The organism is Trichocoleus sp. AS-A1, assembly GCF_039962015.1.
Lineage (GTDB): Bacteria > Cyanobacteriota > Cyanobacteriia > Cyanobacteriales > FACHB-T130 > FACHB-T130.
Genome location: NZ_JAMPKG010000010.1, coordinates 70,046 through 89,715 on the forward strand (window position 1 = coordinate 70,046; position 19,670 = coordinate 89,715).

The following is a 19,670-nucleotide window of genomic DNA, read 5'->3' on the forward strand; positions in this document are numbered from 1 at the left end:
AAAAGCATTTGATGGGTTTGGCTAACCCGAACCCAATCTATAATTATGCTTGACCAAACCGGATTGAGTCAAAGCAAATCTTACCCGTTAGACGAATTCTCCTTTGGCAACTAAAATTACTTTGCCACCCACCGATAATTCAATGAAATCAGCCTTTTTGTGAGCTTTTAACAACAACAAAGAAGGTCTGCCAATTTCATACCCTTGCTCAACTCTGACATCAACTGTCTCTGCTCCAAAATAGGAATGCTGAACCAAATAACCAGCTAAACAACCATTCGCACTTCCTGTAGCAGGATCTTCGGGAATTCCTGCATACTCGGCAAACACGCGCACGCTCAAGTTATTCTCTGGATGATAAGTTTCAGGGCAGAAAACCAATATACATTTGCCTTGAGTATGACTAACTAAATCAAAATATTTATCCTTATTTACCTTGATTCGCTTTAAGGATTGGTGCGTTTTCAAGGGAACGATAATAAAGGGAACTCCCGTAGAAACTTCTTGAATCGGGAATCGAGGATCTATCTCGCTGGGTTCTAAATTCAAAACTTGGGCGAGTGCCTCTCCCTCGAAGGTTTGGGTAAAAATAGGTGGTTTTTGCTGCATCCACACCCATTCTACTGCTTGCTCTCCGTAATGCAGCGATACAGGAATCTGTCCAACTTTTAGATTTAAAATTAAGTTTTCAACCGGCTGATTAATAATTTCTTGTTGCAAAATATAAGCAGTCCCTAAAGTAGGATGACCTGCAAACGGTAACTCTTGCTCAGGCGTAAAAATCCGCACATCATAACCTCCATCTCGAACCTCTGGAGAAGTTATAAAAGTGGTTTCCGAGTAGTTCGTTTCTTTAGCAATTCTTTGCATTTGAACATCAGAAAGCTCACCGGCATCCGTAAAGACTGCTAGTTGATTACCCGTGTATTTTTCTACGGCAAATACATCAACAATGTAAAAGTGAAGTCGCTTCATACTTGTCAAAATCGCTGCTATATGGTTTATTAGCAAGAGGCTGGGATCGCGTCTAAATGCACAACTCAGCCAGAGGGCAGATATACCAAATAAGGAGGTTGGTATACTAGAGAACGTTTGCAAATCCAGAGTGCATTGTAACTAAAGATTTTTTTGCCAATGCCATTTTTCGGACTTGTTTGGGTAACTTCTTGGGTCAGCTGTTTTTTCTCTAACCAGGCGTTGTCGAGTATACCTGATTACCTCTCGATAACACTTCCAGCCAAGGTTTTTTCATCTGTCAATAATCCCCTGGATAGCGATAAACCTCTGTTTGTTCAGGCTGTAGGAACGGGGAAACCCTACTCGTATTTAAGCGGTTTACATTCTCAAAAATTCAGTGCGTTCTTGCCTTCCTGGGATTTCCAGATAGGAGGAAATCAGAGCCAATCTTCATCAAACAAAGCCAAAACGCCTGAACAATCTAGGCGGAAGCTAGCGACGGTGGATAATGTGCTTTGCCGCCCCGGCTCGGCACCCATGAAGGAAGCGCCAGTAGCACCAACTATCCTATCTCAGTCGGCTTCATGGGTTGAAGTTCCCGCCAGTCGAGCGTCAAAGCCGAGTTTTCCAGACAGAATTATGCAGGTGATGCAGAATTTATTGAAATTGCCTGCTTGGGCTGAATCTCGCGATACAAAGCCTTCGTCGGTTGCAGTCGTTCATATTCGCGACCAAGGCGCATTGGGCGATCGCTTAATCAATGAAAACATCGGGGAAAAAATTGGAAAACGGCAAGGTTTTTGGATGTCATTGGCTGGGCGCAAAACCAAGAGCGTCACCACATCCGGCGGAGAACCGGAGCAGTTTCAAGTCTGGGTGAAGGGACATTTGGTGGCTCAAATCCCCGAAAAACCCCAAGCTGAGCGATTTGCCAAGCGAATCGCGCAACTCCTGCAAAACTCCAATGTAGACGCTTCGCAACTGAAACCAACGCTGGTGGATGGGAAGCCGGGGGGTAAGCTAGGCAACAACCAGTTGTTTGTAATTGACGACGCGATCGCTACCGACTTCAATCGCGATCGCCAACTCTTGGCAATCGAATGGGTAAATAATCTCCGCCTCGCCTTGGGAGAAACGCCTTTAACCTTGGTGGAAGCTCAAGCCCAAATGCACGGATTAACCCAGACAGATACCAAACTAGAGGGTTTAGCTTCTTGGTATGGGGGTTATTTTCACGGACGCCAAACGGCAAACGGCGAAATCTATAACCAGGATGCACTGACGGCGGCTCATCCTTCTCTGCCTTTTAATACCTTTCTAAAAGTAACAAACTTGAAAAATGGGGATGCTGTCATCGTGCGGGTGACTGACCGTGGTCCCTACATTCCGCCGAGAACGCTGGATTTGTCGCGGGGAGCCGCTCGCTGCCTTAAGAGCGAAGAGGTGGGCGTGATTCCCTATGAAGCCGTCGTGATGAAACCGCTCTAAGGAACGTGGATTAAATCGCTTACACTCATCCACCTTCCCTCGGGGCATGGCACTGCCATACCCCGACGCAAAGAATTGAGGGTTTATAAATCCACGTTCCTAACCCTTGTTTCTACTTTCCTCTGACGGCTTAGCCTCTATTCAAGGCAGCGGATAGCCTCTAGCAATCCCTTAGCTTTGTTGAGGGTTTCTTGGTACTCAGTTTCGGGGCGAGAATCTGCAACCAGACCCGCACCCGCTTGGACTGACACCTGATGTTTCCCACTGGCTTGAGAACGAACAACCATCGTGCGAATCGCGATCGCTGTATTTAATTGCCCCTCAAAGTCATACCAGCCATAAGCCCCCGAATAGGGGCCGCGACGGCAGGGTTCGAGTTCGTGAATAATCTCCATCGCCCGAATCTTGGGGGCACCGCTGACGGTTCCGGCGGGGAAGCAGGCTTTGAGTAAATCCCAGGCGGTTTTATCGGGCGCGAGTTCTCCTAGCACGTTGCTGACGATGTGCATCACATGAGAGTAACGCTCGATTAGCATCAATTCATCGACTCTCACCGTGCCGCTGGTGCAGACGCGCCCCAAATCATTGCGGCCTAAGTCAACCAGCATGACGTGTTCGGCAATTTCCTTTGGGTCTTGAAGTAAGTCCTCAGCAAAGGCGTCATCTTCTTTTGGCGTCTTCCCTCGCGGGCGCGTTCCGGCAATCGGGCGCACGGTCGCGCTCATCCCCTCCTCTGTTAGCGCCGCATCGCCTCCGTAGGAACTCAGCACCGCCTTCACCATCACTTCCGGGCTAGAACCAATAATCTGCCAATCGCCGAAGTTGAAATAAGCCATATAAGGCGAGGGATTAATGAGGCGCAAAGAGCGATATAAGGCAAAGGGTTCTCCGCTATATTCGGCACAGAGTTGCTGAGACAGGACGACTTGGAATATATCTCCAGCGCGAATATAATCTTTTGCCTTTTCGACATTGGCGCAGAATTGTTCGCGTCCGGTGTTGCTGGTGTAGGTGAGTTGCTTCTCCCGATTTTCAGGGGGCGTCCATTGCAACAAAGTATCTTTTCCCGACAAGGGTAGCTGGAGTTTGCTCACCAATTGAGTAACGCGATCGCACGCTTGTTGATATGCCTGAGCCAAATCCACATCTGGGTCGCGCAAATCTGCATACGCGATCGCCCAAATCTTCCGCTTCACCTGATCGAAAATAATCAGGTTATCTACCTGCATCCACAATCCATCCGGTAAATCGTCCTCTGAGGCGGGATAAATCGGCACGCGCGGCTCTATCCAGTTAATTAGTTCATAACCCCAGAAGCCAAATAATCCGCCGATTCCGGGCGGCAATTGGGGCAACGTTACCGGGTGAAACGGCTTTAGGCAGTAAGCTAATGCCTGAAACGGATCGCCTTCAAACGCGATCGCTCTCCCGTCACGGTGGGTTTGCGTCGTTTTATTTCCTCTCGCCTCCAACACCCACAAAGGATCGCAGCCGACAAAACTGTAGCGACCTACTTTTTCCCCACCTTCCACGGATTCCAGTAAAAAGCTATAAGGCTGTCCAGCACAGACTTTGTACCAAGCAGACACGGGTGTATCTAGGTCTGCCACCCATTCCTGATACACCGGCACAAAATTACCCTGTTTAGCCAGATCGGAAAATTGGGAAAAATCAGGAAAAATCATAATTTTCTTGCGTTCTGGATCGAGGCGATTCGCCCTAGCGCCGCCATTATTCATCCAGGTTAAAACAGAAATGGGCGCAAATGGGAAAAGGGAAGAAACAGACGCTTTAGTTCATCCTTCATCTTTCTCCTTTAGACTCTCGTATTTTTGTTTTATCTAATTTCCCCAACTTATCGGGGAGTCTTGGAGGATAAGTCGTGGGGAGCAAATATAGCAGTTCTCAGTTGGGTGGAATATCTTGCGGTTCTAATGTTTGATAGGGGCTTTTGGATTGTCATGCTCCTACAGATGTATCGCACCCAAATGAGAATTGCGATATCTGAATTCAAACTGTTAACCCAACAGAATTGCCCTTGCTTCGCCCATTTATCGCATCATCTTTAACGAAAAAGTAGGGTGGATGCCCACCCTACTAATGCTAAATAATTAAAAAGGTGCTAAACGTCGTAAGTCGCACGACCGCTAAACTTAATCGTTGGCGGTTCCGGGTTGCTACCAATGTTCCGTTCTACCTTATTCACATAAGGACGACCTTGATTGACTTTCTCTGGGAAGACGCCATCCTTCGGATGCAGATACTCCATTTCACCGTTCGGGAAGACACGGTAAATCTTGTAGTTGTTGATTTTGAACTTGGCTCGGAGTACCTGACCGCCTAACATGATGCAGTATTCTTTACGTGCTAGGTATAGCACGTTATCACCTTGGTTCATGATGGCAGAGCCACCAGTGGGCAATTCAAATACTTGCTGTTTCGGGCTTGTCCAAGTGATGGCGTACTTTTCTTCTAGTTCAGCTTTGGTGAGCAAACCGCCGGTACCGCCGCCAAATATGGGGGTTTGTCCAGTAAGAGTTTCTGGCATAGATTTTTCTCCCAACGTTTTAGGGCATCCTATCACCGAGGCAAGGCCTGTCTTGCGAGTCTGTCAAGAACTGTAACAGTTTGTCATTAGCCATTTAGTCATGAGTCATTTAGTCATTAGTCATGGGTCATTAGTCAAGCACTGCTGACTACTAATTGCTGACTAATTTCATCAAAGACTACTGACTGCTGACTGTCTTGCCGCGATAGGGACGGTAAAGTGAAACTGACTACCTTGGTCTTTACCGGCGGATTCAGCCCAAATTTCACCGCCCCAACCCGTGACAACTTGGCGACAAATCGCAAGTCCCAGACCAGTACCGCCAGTAGTTCGCCGCAGAGCGCCTTCTTCCTGATAGAACCGATCGAAGACAGCCTCCAGCCGGTTGGGTTCAATGCCACGACCTGTATCGGCAACCGTAACTTCAAGCATTGAGCTGTCGTTACACTCAGCGAGTATCGTAATTTTTCCTTGAGGCGTTGTAAATTTGCAAGCGTTGTCCAGCAGTTTGGCAAGCACCTCGACCAGCCACTCCCCATCCGCTCGTACTAAAGGCAGCGAATCAGACACTTTAGTAATAATCTTTGGTAGCTGACCATCGGAATTGCGGGCGCGGATACTGCTGAGGGCAAGATCGATGCACTCTGGCAGCGCTAGGGGTTCTGGATGCCATTGCACCCGACCACTTTCTAGGCGAGAAAGGGTGAGGAAATCTTGAACCAGTTTACGCATCCGCTCGGCGTCGGTGAGAGCGGTACTGAGCATCACTTGCCGCATCTCCGGGGGCATATCAGGTTCGCTCGCTAGACTTTCCAGGCAGACTTGGATAGTAGAGAGGGGGGTGCGGAGTTCGTGACCCGTAATTGCGACTAAGTTGCTGCGAGTGCGATCGAGAGCTTCTAGCTGTTGGTTGAGGTCTTCCAGGTTCGCGTAGGCTTCGGCTTGAATCAACGCCCCGGCGATTTGAATAGAAATGGCTTCTACAAGTTCTAGTTCGTCGTCCTGCCACTCGTAGGGGGTAGCACCGCAATGATGCAGCTCTACTATCCCCAGTAGTCGATCCTGATATAGCACTGGCATCATCAGCCAAGACTGAATAGCAAAGCGGCTCGCCAGAGTTTGAAGTGGGCGATTGGAAGGAAGTTCCGACACTCCTACCGATATTCCTGCCGACACTTCTACAATGCGAGGGTCGATATGAGTATCGGCAACATAAACTCGCTCTCGGTTCTGCACAACTTCCTGAAATAGAGGATTTTCCTGTAAAGGCCAATCCTGACCGAGTGCAGAGGCAAGTCGAGAATTCCCGTTATCGGTCACTTTCAAAAATTCATGGTTAATCGTGGCAGAAGTATCGATTTCCCCGGCACGATAAATCAGACACCGGCAAGCGAACAATGCCTGTCCTAATTCCTGTACGGCAATGGATAGAATTTCATCCGGGTGTAACGGCTGTCCCGTATGGCTACCCCGCCGGATGGCAGCCGTAATCGAGTTGACTAGGCGTTCTTTGCGTTCTTGGGCGGAAATTGAGCGATAAGCTTTGAGCAGCTTGTACTGCCCCGCTTGCAAGTAAGTGACTAGGCACTGAACAAAGGGGTCGGGATTGTCGGTTAGAGACTCTGGAGTTTGGGCAGAGGGTTCCTTTGCCGCCTGTGGCTGTACGGAGTTTTGAACTAAAAAATTCTGCCGATTCGCTACTTCCCGATCGGTTTTTCCAAAGGAAGTTTCTAAAAACTCTCCCCTCGAAGGAATGCCGTAAATATTTCGTGCTTGAGCGAGCTTTTGAGCCAATTCCGGACGGTACTGCGAAATCCGATTGAGTAATAATTCAGCAACGATGCAACTGACTTGCCGATCGAACGTCCAGATTCCCTCAAACCGGCGGGCGGGGTCTATCCCTTCAAACGATGACATCCGCAATCGGGAGGTGGTTCGAGGAAGGTCAGAAGTGCGGCGGCTAGGGGAAAACGCGGGTGCGATTCCTTTTCTAGCTGCGGTCTTTCCTCTTACACCCTGACGCGATCGCCCATCCTCTGTTAGGTTTCGTTCTCGACAAACCAAGCAGGTAGCATAATTCTGCCCGATCACCACTAAGTGCCACTCTTGACTTAAACCATCGGTCGGCTCAAAAGCAACAGTTTCGTAAGCTTCCGAACTGTTGCTAAAGTCGGTTTCTGGGGCTGCCAGCACATATAACTGCTCTGTCCGTTCTGCAATCCGTCGATAACGGTGAGCTTCCTGACGATAGAAGCGCTCTCGCTGGAAACTGGCAATCACCAGATGCTGGTCTAAAGATGCCAGAACCTGGTCTTCCATCGCATGAGATAAGGCGATTAAGGAAGACTTGAAATACATTTGAGGTCGCAGCTGGGGCAGGACTTGCAGCAAATCTGCCAGCACAGAAGTCGGGATGATCATTTAGTAATTTGCCGAGTTTCGTACCCGTTCTATGCCTATCGTACAAAAGAGCGTTCCCTACTAACGGTTTGAATATTTCCTTGTAATCCGGTTTTAACGATTGTAAATTCTCACAAAATTGCTTAACTCCACGTTCAAGGGCAGCTAAATCACACTTGTGTGAGTTTTGTTATTTGATGGGCGTGAGTTGAGGGAAACTCAATGATTGCATTGATAGGGGTTTTGGGGAAGCGATCGCTTCCCCAAAACCCCTCGCCACAAGAATTTCTTATGTAAATCATTAATCCTCCTTAAGGGGGATGTCATGACTAAATGGCATCCGATCGATGCAAAAACTTCATTCGTATTAACATTTTGTAATTTCTTATACGAATTTCACAGTTGAGTTTGCATAACTTATCATCAACGAGCAATTGACAAACACAAGATTATCCGTTTGCGGGCATTCGAGCGCCACGTAATGAGGACACACCCATGACAAGCACAGCCACGCCCACAGCAAGTCTTAATAAATTTGAAAAATTCAAAGCAGAGAAAGATGGTCTGGCGGTAAAGGCAGAAATTGAACATTTTGCCCAGGTTGGCTGGGAGGCGATGGACGAAACAGACCGCGACCACCGACTCAAGTGGGTAGGGATTTTCTTCAGACCCGTTACGCCCGGAAAATTTATGATGCGGATGCGGATGCCCAGCGGTCTCCTCACCAGCGATCAAATGCGAATGCTCGCCGAGATTGTGCAGCGTTACGGCGAAGATGGCAGCGGCGATATCACCACCCGGCAAAATATCCAACTGCGGGGAGTCCGAATCGAGGATGTGCCAGAAATTTTCCGACGGTTAGAGCGAGTCGGGATGACCAGCATTCAGTCGGGAATGGATAACGTCCGCAACATCACAGGTTCGCCAGTTGCGGGGATTGATGCGGATGAATTGTTTGATACGCGAAGTCTGGTGCAGCAAGTCCAGGACATGATTACGAATCATGGGGAAGGCAACAAAGCTTTCAGCAATCTGCCCCGGAAATTCAATATTGCGATCGCGGGTTGCCGCGACAACTCGGTTCACGCCGAAATCAACGACCTTGCCTTCGTCCCCGCCTACAAAGAGGGCATCTTTGGGTTTAATGTCCTCGTCGGTGGTTTGTTCTCTGCCAAGCGGTGTGATGCTGCCATTCCCCTCAATGCTTGGGTGCATCCTGACGATGTTGTAGAGGTATGCCGAGCCGTTTTAGAAGTTTTTCGCGATCGCGGTCCCCGATCGAATCGGCACAAAGCACGGCTGATGTGGCTGATCGATGAATTGGGGTTAGGACAATTCCGAGCCTTGGTAGAAGAATATCTGGAGAAGCCCCTCCAACCAGCCGCCGAAAAGGACGAAATTGACTGGGAAAAGCGCGACCACATCGGCGTGTACCCCCAAAAGCAACCCGGCTTAAACTACGTCGGCTTACACGTTCCCGTGGGGCGTCTCTATGCCCAGGATATGTTTGACCTGGCTCGGATGGCTGAAGTTTACGGCAACGGCGAAATGCGGTTCACCGTTGAGCAAAATGTCATCATCCCGAATATTCCCGACTCGCGCTTAGACGCCTGCTTAGCCGAACCCCTGCTAGAACGATTCTCGATCAATCCCGATCCTTTAGCGCGATCGCTAGTCTCCTGCACCGGATCGCAGTTCTGCAACTTTGCCTTAATTGAAACTAAAAACCGTGCCCTGGCAACGATTGAAGAACTGGGAGCAGAATTATCTCTAACCAAACCCGTGCGGATTCACTGGACTGGTTGCCCCAACTCCTGCGGTCAGCCTCAAGTAGCCGACATCGGTTTGATGGGGACAAAAGTTCGCAAAAACGGCAAAACCTTAGAAGGTGTCGATCTTTACATGGGAGGCACAGTTGGTAAAGAAGCCCATTTGGGTACCTGCGTCCAGAAAAGCATTCCCTGCGAAGACCTCAAACCTGTATTGCGGAATTTATTGATCGAACAGTTTGGGGCGACTCCTCGCTTCTAGGAGTTGCAAAGAAGCTTTTAGCGACTCCCTACCACTAATTCCCGACTACGTACCACCGAGTTACCACTTCCAAGAGAAATATGAGCAGAGTTTCTAGACGGCAATTTATCATTACAGCAGGCGCAGCCACAGCCGGAAGCTTGCTAGCTCATGGCTGTAGTTCCGGCCCGACCGATAGCGCCAAGTCCGCTTCAAAATCCTCCCCCGTTGCCACCAGCACGGCAGCCAACGCGCCGAAAGTAGAAACAACCACCGCCAAGCTAGGATTTATTGCTCTAACGGATTCCGCGCCCCTAGTTGTAGCCCAGGAAAAAGGGTTGTTTGCCAAATACGGCATGACAGAGGTTGAGGTTGTCAAGCAAGCTTCCTGGCCCGTCACCCGCGATAACTTGGAGCTAGGCACAGCCGGTAACGCCGGTGGCATTGATGGGGCGCATATTTTATCCCCCATGCCTTACTTTATGAGCTTGGGACAAACCAAGAACAAGCAGCCAGTGCCGATGTACATCCTGGCGCGGTTAAATACCAATGGTCAAGCAATTTCTGTTGCCAATACTTACAAAGAATCCAAAGTCGGCTTAGACAGCAAAGGACTTAAAGAAGCCTTTACCAAAGCTGGGGGCAAAAATGACTTCAAGGCAGCTATTACCTATCCTGGTGGCACCCACGACCTCTGGATGCGCTACTGGTTAGCCGCAGGCGGCATCGATCCAAACAAGGATATTTCTACAGTCCCCGTACCACCGCCTCAGATGGTGGCGAATATGAAAACGGGCAACATGGAAGCCTTCTGTGTAGGCGAACCGTGGAACGCCCAGCTGGTGAACCAAGGGCAGGGTTACACCGCCTTGGTAACGGGAGAACTGTGGAAAGACCATCCCGAAAAAGCTTTTGCGATGCGGGCTGATTGGGTAGATAAAAATCCCAATTCTGCCAAAGCGCTGCTAATGGCAATCCAAGAAGCCCAGCAGTGGTGCGACAAGGCAGAAAACAAAGAAGAGATGTGCCAAATTGTCTCCCAAGCAAAATGGTTTAAAGTCCCAGCCAAAGATATTATCGAACGCTCCAAAGGCAACATTGACTACGGCGATGGTCGCCCGGTCGTGCAAAATAGTCCGCTACTGATGAAGTTCTGGTCAGATAACGCTTCTTATCCCTACAAGAGTCACGACACCTGGTTCCTAACTGAAAACATCCGTTGGGGGAATATTCCTGCTGACACCAACATTAAAGAACTTGTTGACAAAGTGAACCGGGAAGACCTCTGGAAAGAGGCAGCCAAAGCACTAGGAGTTCCTGCTTCAGAAATTCCGACTAGCAGTTCTCGCGGTGTTGAAACATTCTTTGATGGTGTCAAATTTGACCCCGAAAAGCCAGAGGAATACTTGAAGAGTCTCAAGATTAAGAAGGCATAAATCACGAATAGCGAATAGTTCAAGAGGAATCGGCTATTCGCTGTTCGCTAGCCAATGACGAATCAATATGATTAACAATTAGGAGCGAGAATGACCGCTAGAACTGAGAATCGCCTTTCAAGTAATAATCCCCAGAAATTAATCGGAACCTTCTTTCAGAAGAAACTTAAACATATTGTGCCACCGCTGCTAGCACTTGCAGCTTTTATGATCCTTTGGCAAATCCTCTGCCCTCCGGGTTCTAAAGGTTTGCCAGGGCCAATCCAAGTACTAAGAGAAACTTGGAACCCCTATATTATTAATCCATTTTTTGATAATGGCGGTACGGATAAAGGCTTGGCGTTGCAAATTTTCGCCAGTTTACAGCGGGTAGCGATTGGCTTCTCTTTGTCTACCTTAGTTGGAATTGGGTTGGGGATTTTGATTGGCACCAATCAGTTTACTTACCGTGCTTTAGACCCCCTCTTTCAGGTTCTGCGTACCATTCCCCCTCTGGCATGGCTACCGATTTCTCTGGCAGCATTTCAACAAAGCAATCCTTCAGCTATTTTCGTAATTTTTATCACGTCGATATGGCCCATTATTATTAACACCACGGTGGGAGTGCAGCAGATTCCTCAAGATTACCGAAACGTTGCCAGAGTGTTGCGGCTTTCTAAGCAGAAGTATTTCTTTAAGATTCTCTTTCCCGCAGCGGTTCCTTATATCTTTACTGGACTTAGGATTGGTATTGGTTTGTCTTGGCTGGCAATTGTTGCGGCTGAAATGCTAGTCGGCGGCGTGGGAATTGGTTTCTTCATCTGGGACGCTTACAACAACTCTTTACTGAGCCAAATTATTCTCGCACTTGTGTATGTCGGTGTTGTTGGTTTGCTGCTAGATAGGCTAGTAGGCTTCGTCGCCTCCAAAGTTGTACCAGAGGAACAGAAGTAAGAACTGAAGACTCAGGACTGAGGGCTGACTAGGAAGTATTAAATAAACTCTTCGCCCTTAACTTCTCAACTCATCCTCAATCCTTATCCCTGACTCCTCTTTTAGTTCCTTCTCTCAGTCCTCAGCCCTCATACCTCAGTCCTCACTTCTCTCAGTCCTCATACCTCAGCCCTATTGCTATGTCTGTCTTTGTAGAAATTGACCATGTTGACCGGGTGTACTCGCTTGCCAATGGCGGTACTTATGTGGCACTCAAGAATATTGACCTGAAAATCAAACAAGGTGAATTTGTTTCTTTAATTGGACATTCTGGATGCGGCAAATCAACCCTACTAAATATGGTGGCTGGTCTAGATAGACCGACGAGTGGGGGTGTGATTTTAGAAGGGCGACAGGTGACTTCGCCGGGACCAGACCGAATGGTCGTGTTCCAAAATTATTCGCTGCTTCCCTGGCTCACCGTGCGGGAAAACATCGCTCTGGGGGTAGATGAAGTATTACAGGACCGGCCCAGAGGTGAGCGCAAGGGGATTGTGGAGCATCACATCGATTTGGTGGGATTGCGGCACGCTGCGGATAAACGACCCGGTCAGCTATCGGGAGGAATGAGACAGCGGGTAGCGATCGCGCGTGCCCTCGCCCTTCGTCCTAAGTTGCTGCTACTCGATGAACCGTTCGGCGCGCTGGATGCTTTGACACGAGGCGGCTTGCAAGAAAAGTTGATGCAAATCTGTCAGGAAAGCAAAGTCACCGCAATCATGGTGACGCACGATGTGGACGAAGCGCTGCTACTATCTGACCGAATTGTGATGCTGACTAACGGCCCAGATGCCCATATCGGGCAAATTCTGGAAGTCTCCATCCCTCGCCCACGCAAGCGCATGGAGGTTGTCAATCATCCTAGCTACTACGGTTTGCGGAATGAGATGATTTACTTCCTCAACCAGCAGAAAAAAGCCAAGCAGCGCAAAGCAACGCAACCGGCGGTGGTTGCCCGGAATGGGTTGGAGAAAGTCAATCTAGAAATTGGCTTTATTCCCCTAACTGATTGTGCGCCTTTGGTGGTGGCAAAGGAAAAAGGTTTCTTCGCCAAGCACGGGTTAGAAGATGTGACGCTGAATCGCGAACCCAGTTGGAAAGCGATCGCGCAAGGGGTGGCGACGGGACGCCTAGACGCTGCCCAGATGGTTGCCGGAATGCCGATGGCAATGACCTTGGGAGCCGATGGCCCGCCACTGCCTGTGTGTACGGCGATGACTTTATCGCGCAATGGCAATGCGATTACCTTCAGTAAGGATTTGTACGATCGCGGCGTTCGCACCTTGGCAGATTTCAAGGAAGCGATCGCGCAAACTCCGGACAAAATTCATACGTTAGGCGTGGTGCATCCTGCCTCTATGCACAACATGATGCTGCGCTACTGGCTGGCAAGTGGCGGCATCGATCCCGACCGAGATGTCAGTTTGACGGTGATTCCACCCGCCCAGATGGTCGCCAATCTGAAATCTGGAAGTATTGATGGCTACTGTGTCGGCGAACCTTGGAACTCTCGCGCCGTTCATGAAAAACTCGGTTTTGTCATCGCCACCGATATGGAGTTGTGGGCGGGACATCCGGAGAAGGTACTCGGATGCCAGGAAGAATGGGCAAATAAGTACCCGCAAACTCATATCGCATTGATAAAAGCGCTTTTGGAAGCTTGCGAATACTGCGATGACCGACGCAATCGGGAAGAAATTGTCAACTTACTGTGTCAGCCGCAATACATCGGCTCCGCCCCAGAATACACCCGTCCCGGCTTTATCGATCCCTACATTCGCGGGACGGGCGCAGCACCCGAACAGATGTTGCGTTATAACCAGTTCTTTGTCGATAAAGCGAACTTTCCAGAACCGGAGGAAGGACTGTGGGTGATGACTCAGCTAGCACGATGGGGAATTGTTCCGTTCCCCAAAAACTGGCTAGAAATTCAAGAACGAGTGCGGCGCATCGATGTATTTAGGGAAGCGGCGCGGGAACTCGGCTTAATGGATATCGGACGCGATCGCGCACCCATGCAAATGTTTGATGGCACCATTTTCAATCCCGACGATCCCATTAAGTACCTCAATAGCTTGGAAATTAAGCGTCCAATTCGTATCGAAGAGATTAACATCGACCCCTTAGTTGCGAGTCGTTAGTAATCAGTCATTAGCCATTCGCTAATGGAACTATGGCAAGAACAATTCGCGATTAGCTATTAACAACCTTCACCTCCCCATGCACACTTTGAACAACACTGGCGTCGTCACCCAACTAACCCAAGAAACCGTCAACCGCGACCCGTTTTTGGTCATTGAAGATGTTTCCAAGGTTTATCCCACTCCTACCGGGCCGTATACCGTTCTGGATGGGGTAAATCTCACCGTCTATGAAGGCGAATTTATCTGCCTGATTGGTCACTCTGGTTGCGGTAAATCCACCCTGTTAAACATGGTGTCAGGTTTCAACAAGCCAACTGACGGTGAAGTGCGCCTGGAAACCCTGAAAATCCGCGAACCTGGCCCAGACCGGATGATGGTGTTCCAGAACTATTGCCTGCTTCCCTGGCTGACTGCCTTCGAGAACGTTTACCTGGCAGTGGATTCTGTCTATCCCGGTAAACCCCGGTCGGAAAAAGTCACCATCGTTCGGGATCACCTCGCAATGGTGGGGCTGACTGAAGCAGCAGATAAAAAACCATCTCAGCTGTCTGGAGGGATGAAACAGCGAGTCGCGATCGCGCGTGCCCTCTCAATTCGCCCTAAAGTATTAATCCTGGATGAGCCATTCGGCGCTTTAGATGCCATCACCAAGGAAGAATTACAAGAGGAACTGCTGACCATCTGGCGCGAACATCAAGTTACTGTCTTGATGATTACCCACGACATCGACGAAGCACTCTTCCTAGCAGATCGGCTGGTGATGATGACCAACGGGCCATCGGCAAACATCGGTGAAGTTTTGAAAATTCCCTTCGCCCGCCCCCGGAATCGCGCCCGGATTATGGAAGACCCGGAATATTACAACCTGCGAAACTACGCCCTCGACTTCCTGTTCAACCGATTTGCTCATGATGATGATTAGTCATCGCTTGTTAGGTATTATCCAATGGGTAATCCCCAACAAGCGATGAAAGTATGGCTAATCGCAATTAGCAATTAGCAATTAGCAACGGACGACTGACGAATGACAACTGACAGTACAAAAACCCTTTGCCCTTACTGCGGCGTCGGCTGTGGATTGGAGGTGACACCTCCAGCGCAAGCCGGTAAGCCAACGCATCGGGATGCTCAAGGGAATCCCATCTGGAAAGTGCAGGGCGATCGCGCGCACCCTTCCAGTCACGGGATGGTGTGTGTCAAAGGTGCTACCGTTGCCGAGTCCCTTTCCAAAGACCGCCTTCTCCATCCGATGATCCGCGACTCCCTGGATGAACCTTTCCGCCGCGCCACCTGGGAGGAAGCCTTGGATCTCGTCGCGAGCAAGATTCAAAACGTTCTGGCAACTCAAGGATCGGACGCCGTGTGTATGTACGGCTCCGGGCAACTGCAAACTGAAGATTACTACGTTGCTCAGAAACTGCTCAAAGGGTGTCTGGGCACGAATAATTTTGATTCCAACTCGCGCTTGTGTATGTCCTCCGCCGTTGCGGGTTATATGCAAAGCTTTGGTTCAGATGGCCCCCCTTGCTGCTACGAAGATTTAGACTTAACCGACTGTGCTTTTATCATCGGCAGCAACACCGCCGATTGCCACCCGATCGTTTTTAACCGCCTGCGGAAACACCACAAGAAAAATTCCCACGTCAAAATGATTGTGGTCGATCCGCGCCGGACGAACACGGCTGAGGCAGCAGATTTGCACTTAGCGATTCGCTCAGGCACCGATATGGATCTACTCAATGGCATCGCTCACCTGCTGATGCGTTGGGGCGCGATTGATACTTATTTCATAGAGGACTGCACGACGAATTTTCCAGCTTTTGCAGAAGTCATCCAGCACTATCCACCGGAAGTGGTCGCCGAACGATGCGGTATTTCCATCTCTGACCTGGAAACAGCAGCTCGATACTGGTCACAGTCGAAGCGCGTGCTGTCTCTGTGGTCGATGGGCGTGAATCAGTCTTCTGAAGGCACTGCCAAGGTGCGAACGATCGTGAATCTGCACCTGATGACGGCTCAGATTGGCAAACCCGGTGCAGGGCCGTTTTCGCTGACGGGTCAACCGAATGCGATGGGCGGTCGGGAAACCGGCGGTCTTTGCCACATTCTGCCCGGATATCGAGTGGTCAAAAATCCCCAACATCGAGCGGAACTTGAAGCGTTTTGGCAACTCCCCGCCGGACAAATTTCGCCCTATCCGGGTCGCACGGCGTGGGACATTATTACGGGTTTGGAAAACGGAGATGTGGGCGTTCTCTGGATTGCCGCTACGAACCCGGCTGTCAGTTTACCTGACTTGGAACGTGCGAAAGCTGCATTGCAGCGATCGCCTTTTACGGTCTATCAAGACGCCTACTACCCCACTGAAACTGCCGCCTTTGCTCACGTTTTGCTCCCGGCGGCGCAGTGGAGCGAGAAAACTGGCACGATGACTAACTCCGAGCGAGTGGTCACGCTGTGTCAGGCATTTCGCACTCCCCCAGGAGAAGCCAAACCCGATTGGCAAATATTTACAGAAGTCGCACGGCGCTTAGGTTTTGCTGAAAAATTTCCCTACGAGACGCCAGCCTCCATCTATGCCGAATATGTGAAGTTGACACGCGATCGCGTCTGCGATATGAGCGGTCTCAGTCACGAACGACTGGCGCAAGAAGGTCCGCTTCAGTGGCCCTGTCCCGATCGTAGTTTTGATACCCCAAGTTTGAGTTCTCCCTTAAACTCTTCAACTCAAAACTCAAAATGTGCTACGCACCGCTACGCTAACAAAACTCAAAACTCAAAACGGCTTTACACTGATTTTCGCTTTCCGACGCCGGATGGACGGGCGCGGTTTGGAGCCTATCATTCGCGGGGGCTGGCAGAACCGCCCGATCCCAATTATCCTTTTGTTCTGACGACGGGCAGACTTTACGGACACTGGCACACCCAAACCCGTACCGGACGAATTGATAAAATTCGGCAGATGCACCCGCAGCCATTCATTGAAATTCATCCCCGCGATGCGGCTTCTCTGAAGATTCAGGAGAATGATTGGGTGGAAGTGCGAACCCGTCGAGGCACGGCGCGATTCCCTGCCAGAGTCACCAAGGCGATCGCTCCCGGTGTTACCTTTGTCCCCATGCACTGGGGCGCTCTTTGGGCAGATGGTGCCGAAGCGAACGCCCTCACCCATGCCGAATCTTGTCCCGAATCACTGCAACCGGAACTGAAAGCTTGTGCGGTGCAACTGGTGCCCTTGACTGCTGAAAAAGTTGACTCTGAGTATCTACTCCACCCCACTCAGTCCAAGGCTTTTTCCTCCGCCTTGTCTGTTTAAAATTGCCCCTAAGCTGAGGTAATTTATTCTCAATTCTGGCGTTTGAAATTCAATTTTTTTAGGCTTAAAAAGGGGGACGGCATTACCGTATCCCTTTTTTTATCAATCACGTCGGTCTGCTCTCCAGTGAGAAGATTGGGGCGAGGCGCTGTTGGATTTCTTCTCTTGTCAATAATTAGATCGCCTGGTGATACCAATTCTCTATGAAGTGACGCGGAAAAAAGCACAGATAGTGTCATCCCATATACCAATAGAAGCGATCGCAGACTCACTTTATTCACTTGCTACTGGAATATCTTCCAACGCAGCTCGCTCCCAATCTCCCAAATTCGCCCCTGCCTCATAAGTGCTTTGTAGGAATTGCAGCACGGCTGTATCTGGATCGTCTGCTTGTCGCACCGCCTCATAGGGCAGGACAAATTCTTGCAGCTCCGGGCTATAGAATGCGGACTGTGGTTGAATTGGATAATCCTTGAATCCTCTTGGTGTTGGGTAGGCGTAGGCATAAAATAAGGCTTCTGTTGAACCACCCCCAAACCAAAAACCACAACTGCTGACTTCATGGGAATAAGCCTCTCGCGTTACCCAATCTGCCATGTTGGGTACACCTCCTGGATGTTCGGGTGCCCTTCGTCCCGAAAAGCGAGTCACAGCCAGATCGAAACTGCCCCAGAAAAAATGGACAGGACTGCACTTTCCAATATAGTGGGAGCGAAACACCGTCATGATGCGATTGGCTTGTACCAGAATTTGCCAGAAGCGTTGAGCAGATTCCGGATTGTAAGCATGATGTTGATGGTCTTGCTCAAAGGGAATCGCATCGGCAATTTCTTGGGGCATTGTCCAGATTTGCACTTCAATGCCGAGATCCTTCAGGGTGTTCATCACTTCCTGATAAAAATCAGCCACCGAGCGAGGAGCAAGTGCCAGACTTTTGGTTGTACCTTCGCTTGTCTCGATTTTGAGTTGGTGAGCGAGAAAATCAAAGGTGATTTGAAAGCTGCGTGTTCCGTTAGGAATTGGGCCAGTGGTAAGTCCAGGGGTGGTGACATACAGCGTCGAGTGCCACCAATGGTTTATTTTTGGGGCTAATGCTAACCGGATTTTACCAATAATTTGTGTCCACAAATGCAGCGTTTGATAGGTATCTTGCCAAGCTGAGAGTGACAAAGGGAGCCAAACAGCGTTCGATGAGCGGTGAGCGGAAGTCGTCATGAGATGAATCTCCATGCTCAGGATTGGCGGTAGATACTATAAACAGTATCAGGCTTTGAAAAAGATTTGATTACCTAACTGTTTAGAGAGGAGATTATGCAAGGATCGGTAAGTTATCAAAATATCTTCTAAAAGTGACACCAAGGAGAAAGGGTAGCATTGATTATGCATCAGCTTACCCGTCGGTTTGGCGCGATTGCTCCCGAACTACAAACTAAAATTCAGCAATTATCCATTCCCCCAGTAAGAAGATTTGGGCGAGGCGCTGTTGGATTTCTCCTCTGTAAATGATTTGAGCGCTTGGTTAGAAACTTAGGAGCAATAGACAATTGGATTTAAAAGAAAACTTGCGATCGCATCTCACCCAGATAGTACGCGATCGCGACCCTTATCTCGCCAGTTCGGGGCATTTCTACGTACAGCACTACATCCGCGAACAACTGCAACAATGGGGAACCGTAGAAACCCATGAGTTCAGCATTCGAGGTCAAAATCATCAGAATCTTATCCTGAATCTACCGGCGGCGACAAATAATCAGAAGCCACCAATTCTTATTGGCGCACATTATGACGCTGCACCCGGAAACCCAGGCGCAGATGATAATGCAACGGGTGTCGCCGCGCTATTGGAATTGGCGAGAATTTTCGCAGCAGAACCGATAAAATACCCGGTGCGATTGGTTGCTTTTGATATGGAAGAATACGGGATGCTAGGGAGTCAGCAATATGCCGCTGATTTGAAGCAACAAGGACAATCCCTTCGCTTAATGCTTTCCTTAGAGATGCTGGGATATTGCAACTCCGCCCCTGGTTCGCAACGCTATCCCGCTGGATTAGAACGCTTTTACCCGAATCGGGGTGATTACATTGCTTTAATTGGCAATTTGCCGACCATTCCCGATTTAATCCACCTGAGTCGCAACATTCGTAAAGTTGGGGTTCCAAGCGAATGGTTGCCGGTGCCGAATAAAGGTTTAATCGTCAGCTCAACGCGACTGAGCGATCATTCGCCCTTCTGGGATTTAGGCTATAAAGCAATGATGGTGACAGATACAGCATTTATGCGAAATCCCCATTACCATCAACCGAGCGACACCATAGAAACCCTGGATTTAAACTTTCTGACCGGCGTCTGTCGCGGTTTGGCTTCCGGCATTAGCCATCTGTGAAAGATGACTTGCATA

General features: G+C 49.5%; 14 protein-coding genes. 9 read left to right on the forward strand and 5 right to left on the reverse strand.

Annotated features, from left to right (window positions below; all coding sequences use genetic code 11):
• Nucleotides 1-87 precede the first annotated feature (87 nt).
• Nucleotides 88-975 (reverse strand): PhzF family phenazine biosynthesis protein, encoded by an 888-nt coding sequence (locus NC994_RS09805; protein WP_190440122.1) that lies wholly within the window; start codon nucleotides 973-975, stop codon nucleotides 88-90.
• Between the two features lie 222 nt (nucleotides 976-1,197).
• On the opposite strand from NC994_RS09805, the gene NC994_RS09810 reads away from it, so the two are divergent.
• The gene (locus NC994_RS09810) at nucleotides 1,198-2,445 is read left to right on the forward strand and encodes a septal ring lytic transglycosylase RlpA family protein (RefSeq protein ID WP_242030310.1); all 1,248 of its coding nucleotides are present in this window, start codon (nucleotides 1,198-1,200) and stop codon (nucleotides 2,443-2,445) included.
• Between the two features lie 137 nt (nucleotides 2,446-2,582).
• On the opposite strand, the gene NC994_RS09815 is transcribed toward NC994_RS09810, so the two are convergent.
• The 3 genes from NC994_RS09815 to NC994_RS09825 form a co-directional block, all read right to left on the reverse strand.
• On the reverse strand, nucleotides 2,583-4,130 hold the full coding sequence (locus NC994_RS09815) for an anthranilate synthase component I family protein (RefSeq protein WP_190440307.1): 1,548 nt from the start codon (nucleotides 4,128-4,130) through the stop codon (nucleotides 2,583-2,585).
• Between the two features lie 437 nt (nucleotides 4,131-4,567).
• Nucleotides 4,568-4,993, reverse strand: coding sequence for a photosystem I reaction center subunit II PsaD (locus NC994_RS09820; protein WP_190425504.1), 426 nt, complete (start codon nucleotides 4,991-4,993; stop codon nucleotides 4,568-4,570).
• 171 nt (nucleotides 4,994-5,164) lie between these two features.
• The gene (locus NC994_RS09825) at nucleotides 5,165-7,414 is read right to left on the reverse strand and encodes a DICT sensory domain-containing protein (protein ID WP_190440133.1); all 2,250 of its coding nucleotides are present in this window, start codon (nucleotides 7,412-7,414) and stop codon (nucleotides 5,165-5,167) included.
• A gap of 474 nt (nucleotides 7,415-7,888) precedes the next feature.
• Here NC994_RS09825 and NC994_RS09830 point away from each other — a divergent pair, with 474 nt between their 5' ends.
• The 6 genes from NC994_RS09830 (at nucleotide 7,889) to NC994_RS09855 (ending at nucleotide 17,271) form a co-directional block, all read left to right on the forward strand.
• The gene (locus NC994_RS09830; protein WP_190440135.1) at nucleotides 7,889-9,424 is read left to right on the forward strand and encodes a ferredoxin--nitrite reductase; all 1,536 of its coding nucleotides are present in this window, start codon (nucleotides 7,889-7,891) and stop codon (nucleotides 9,422-9,424) included.
• A gap of 80 nt (nucleotides 9,425-9,504) precedes the next feature.
• Nucleotides 9,505-10,839, forward strand: a complete 1,335-nt coding sequence (locus NC994_RS09835; RefSeq protein ID WP_190440138.1) for a CmpA/NrtA family ABC transporter substrate-binding protein — start codon at nucleotides 9,505-9,507, stop codon at nucleotides 10,837-10,839.
• 90 nt (nucleotides 10,840-10,929) lie between these two features.
• Entirely contained in the window at nucleotides 10,930-11,772 is an 843-nt protein-coding gene (ntrB, locus tag NC994_RS09840) for a nitrate ABC transporter permease (protein ID WP_190440140.1), read from the forward strand.
• Between the two features lie 179 nt (nucleotides 11,773-11,951).
• Nucleotides 11,952-13,952 (forward strand): nitrate ABC transporter ATP-binding protein, encoded by a 2,001-nt coding sequence (locus tag NC994_RS09845; protein WP_190440143.1) that lies wholly within the window; start codon nucleotides 11,952-11,954, stop codon nucleotides 13,950-13,952.
• A gap of 79 nt (nucleotides 13,953-14,031) precedes the next feature.
• A complete protein-coding gene (locus tag NC994_RS09850) occupies nucleotides 14,032-14,877 on the forward strand; it encodes a nitrate ABC transporter ATP-binding protein (protein ID WP_190430024.1) in 846 nt (281 codons plus the stop codon).
• 102 nt (nucleotides 14,878-14,979) lie between these two features.
• On the forward strand, nucleotides 14,980-17,271 hold the full coding sequence (locus NC994_RS09855; protein ID WP_190440146.1) for a nitrate reductase: 2,292 nt from the start codon (nucleotides 14,980-14,982) through the stop codon (nucleotides 17,269-17,271).
• Nucleotides 17,272-17,544: 273 nt separating this feature from the next.
• On the opposite strand, the gene NC994_RS09860 is transcribed toward NC994_RS09855, so the two are convergent.
• Nucleotides 17,545-18,486 carry a DUF5996 family protein gene (locus tag NC994_RS09860; RefSeq protein ID WP_190440150.1) on the reverse strand — a complete coding sequence of 314 codons (942 nt, stop codon included), beginning with the start codon at nucleotides 18,484-18,486 and terminating at the stop codon, nucleotides 17,545-17,547.
• 268 nt (nucleotides 18,487-18,754) lie between these two features.
• Here NC994_RS09860 and NC994_RS09865 point away from each other — a divergent pair, with 268 nt between their 5' ends.
• Both NC994_RS09865 and NC994_RS09870 read left to right on the forward strand, forming a co-directional pair.
• Nucleotides 18,755-18,802, forward strand: coding sequence for a hypothetical protein (locus NC994_RS09865; RefSeq protein WP_277879632.1), 48 nt, complete (start codon nucleotides 18,755-18,757; stop codon nucleotides 18,800-18,802).
• 13 nt (nucleotides 18,803-18,815) lie between these two features.
• The gene (locus NC994_RS09870; protein WP_190440153.1) at nucleotides 18,816-19,655 is read left to right on the forward strand and encodes a M20/M25/M40 family metallo-hydrolase; all 840 of its coding nucleotides are present in this window, start codon (nucleotides 18,816-18,818) and stop codon (nucleotides 19,653-19,655) included.
• The last annotated feature ends 15 nt before the right edge of the window (nucleotides 19,656-19,670 follow it).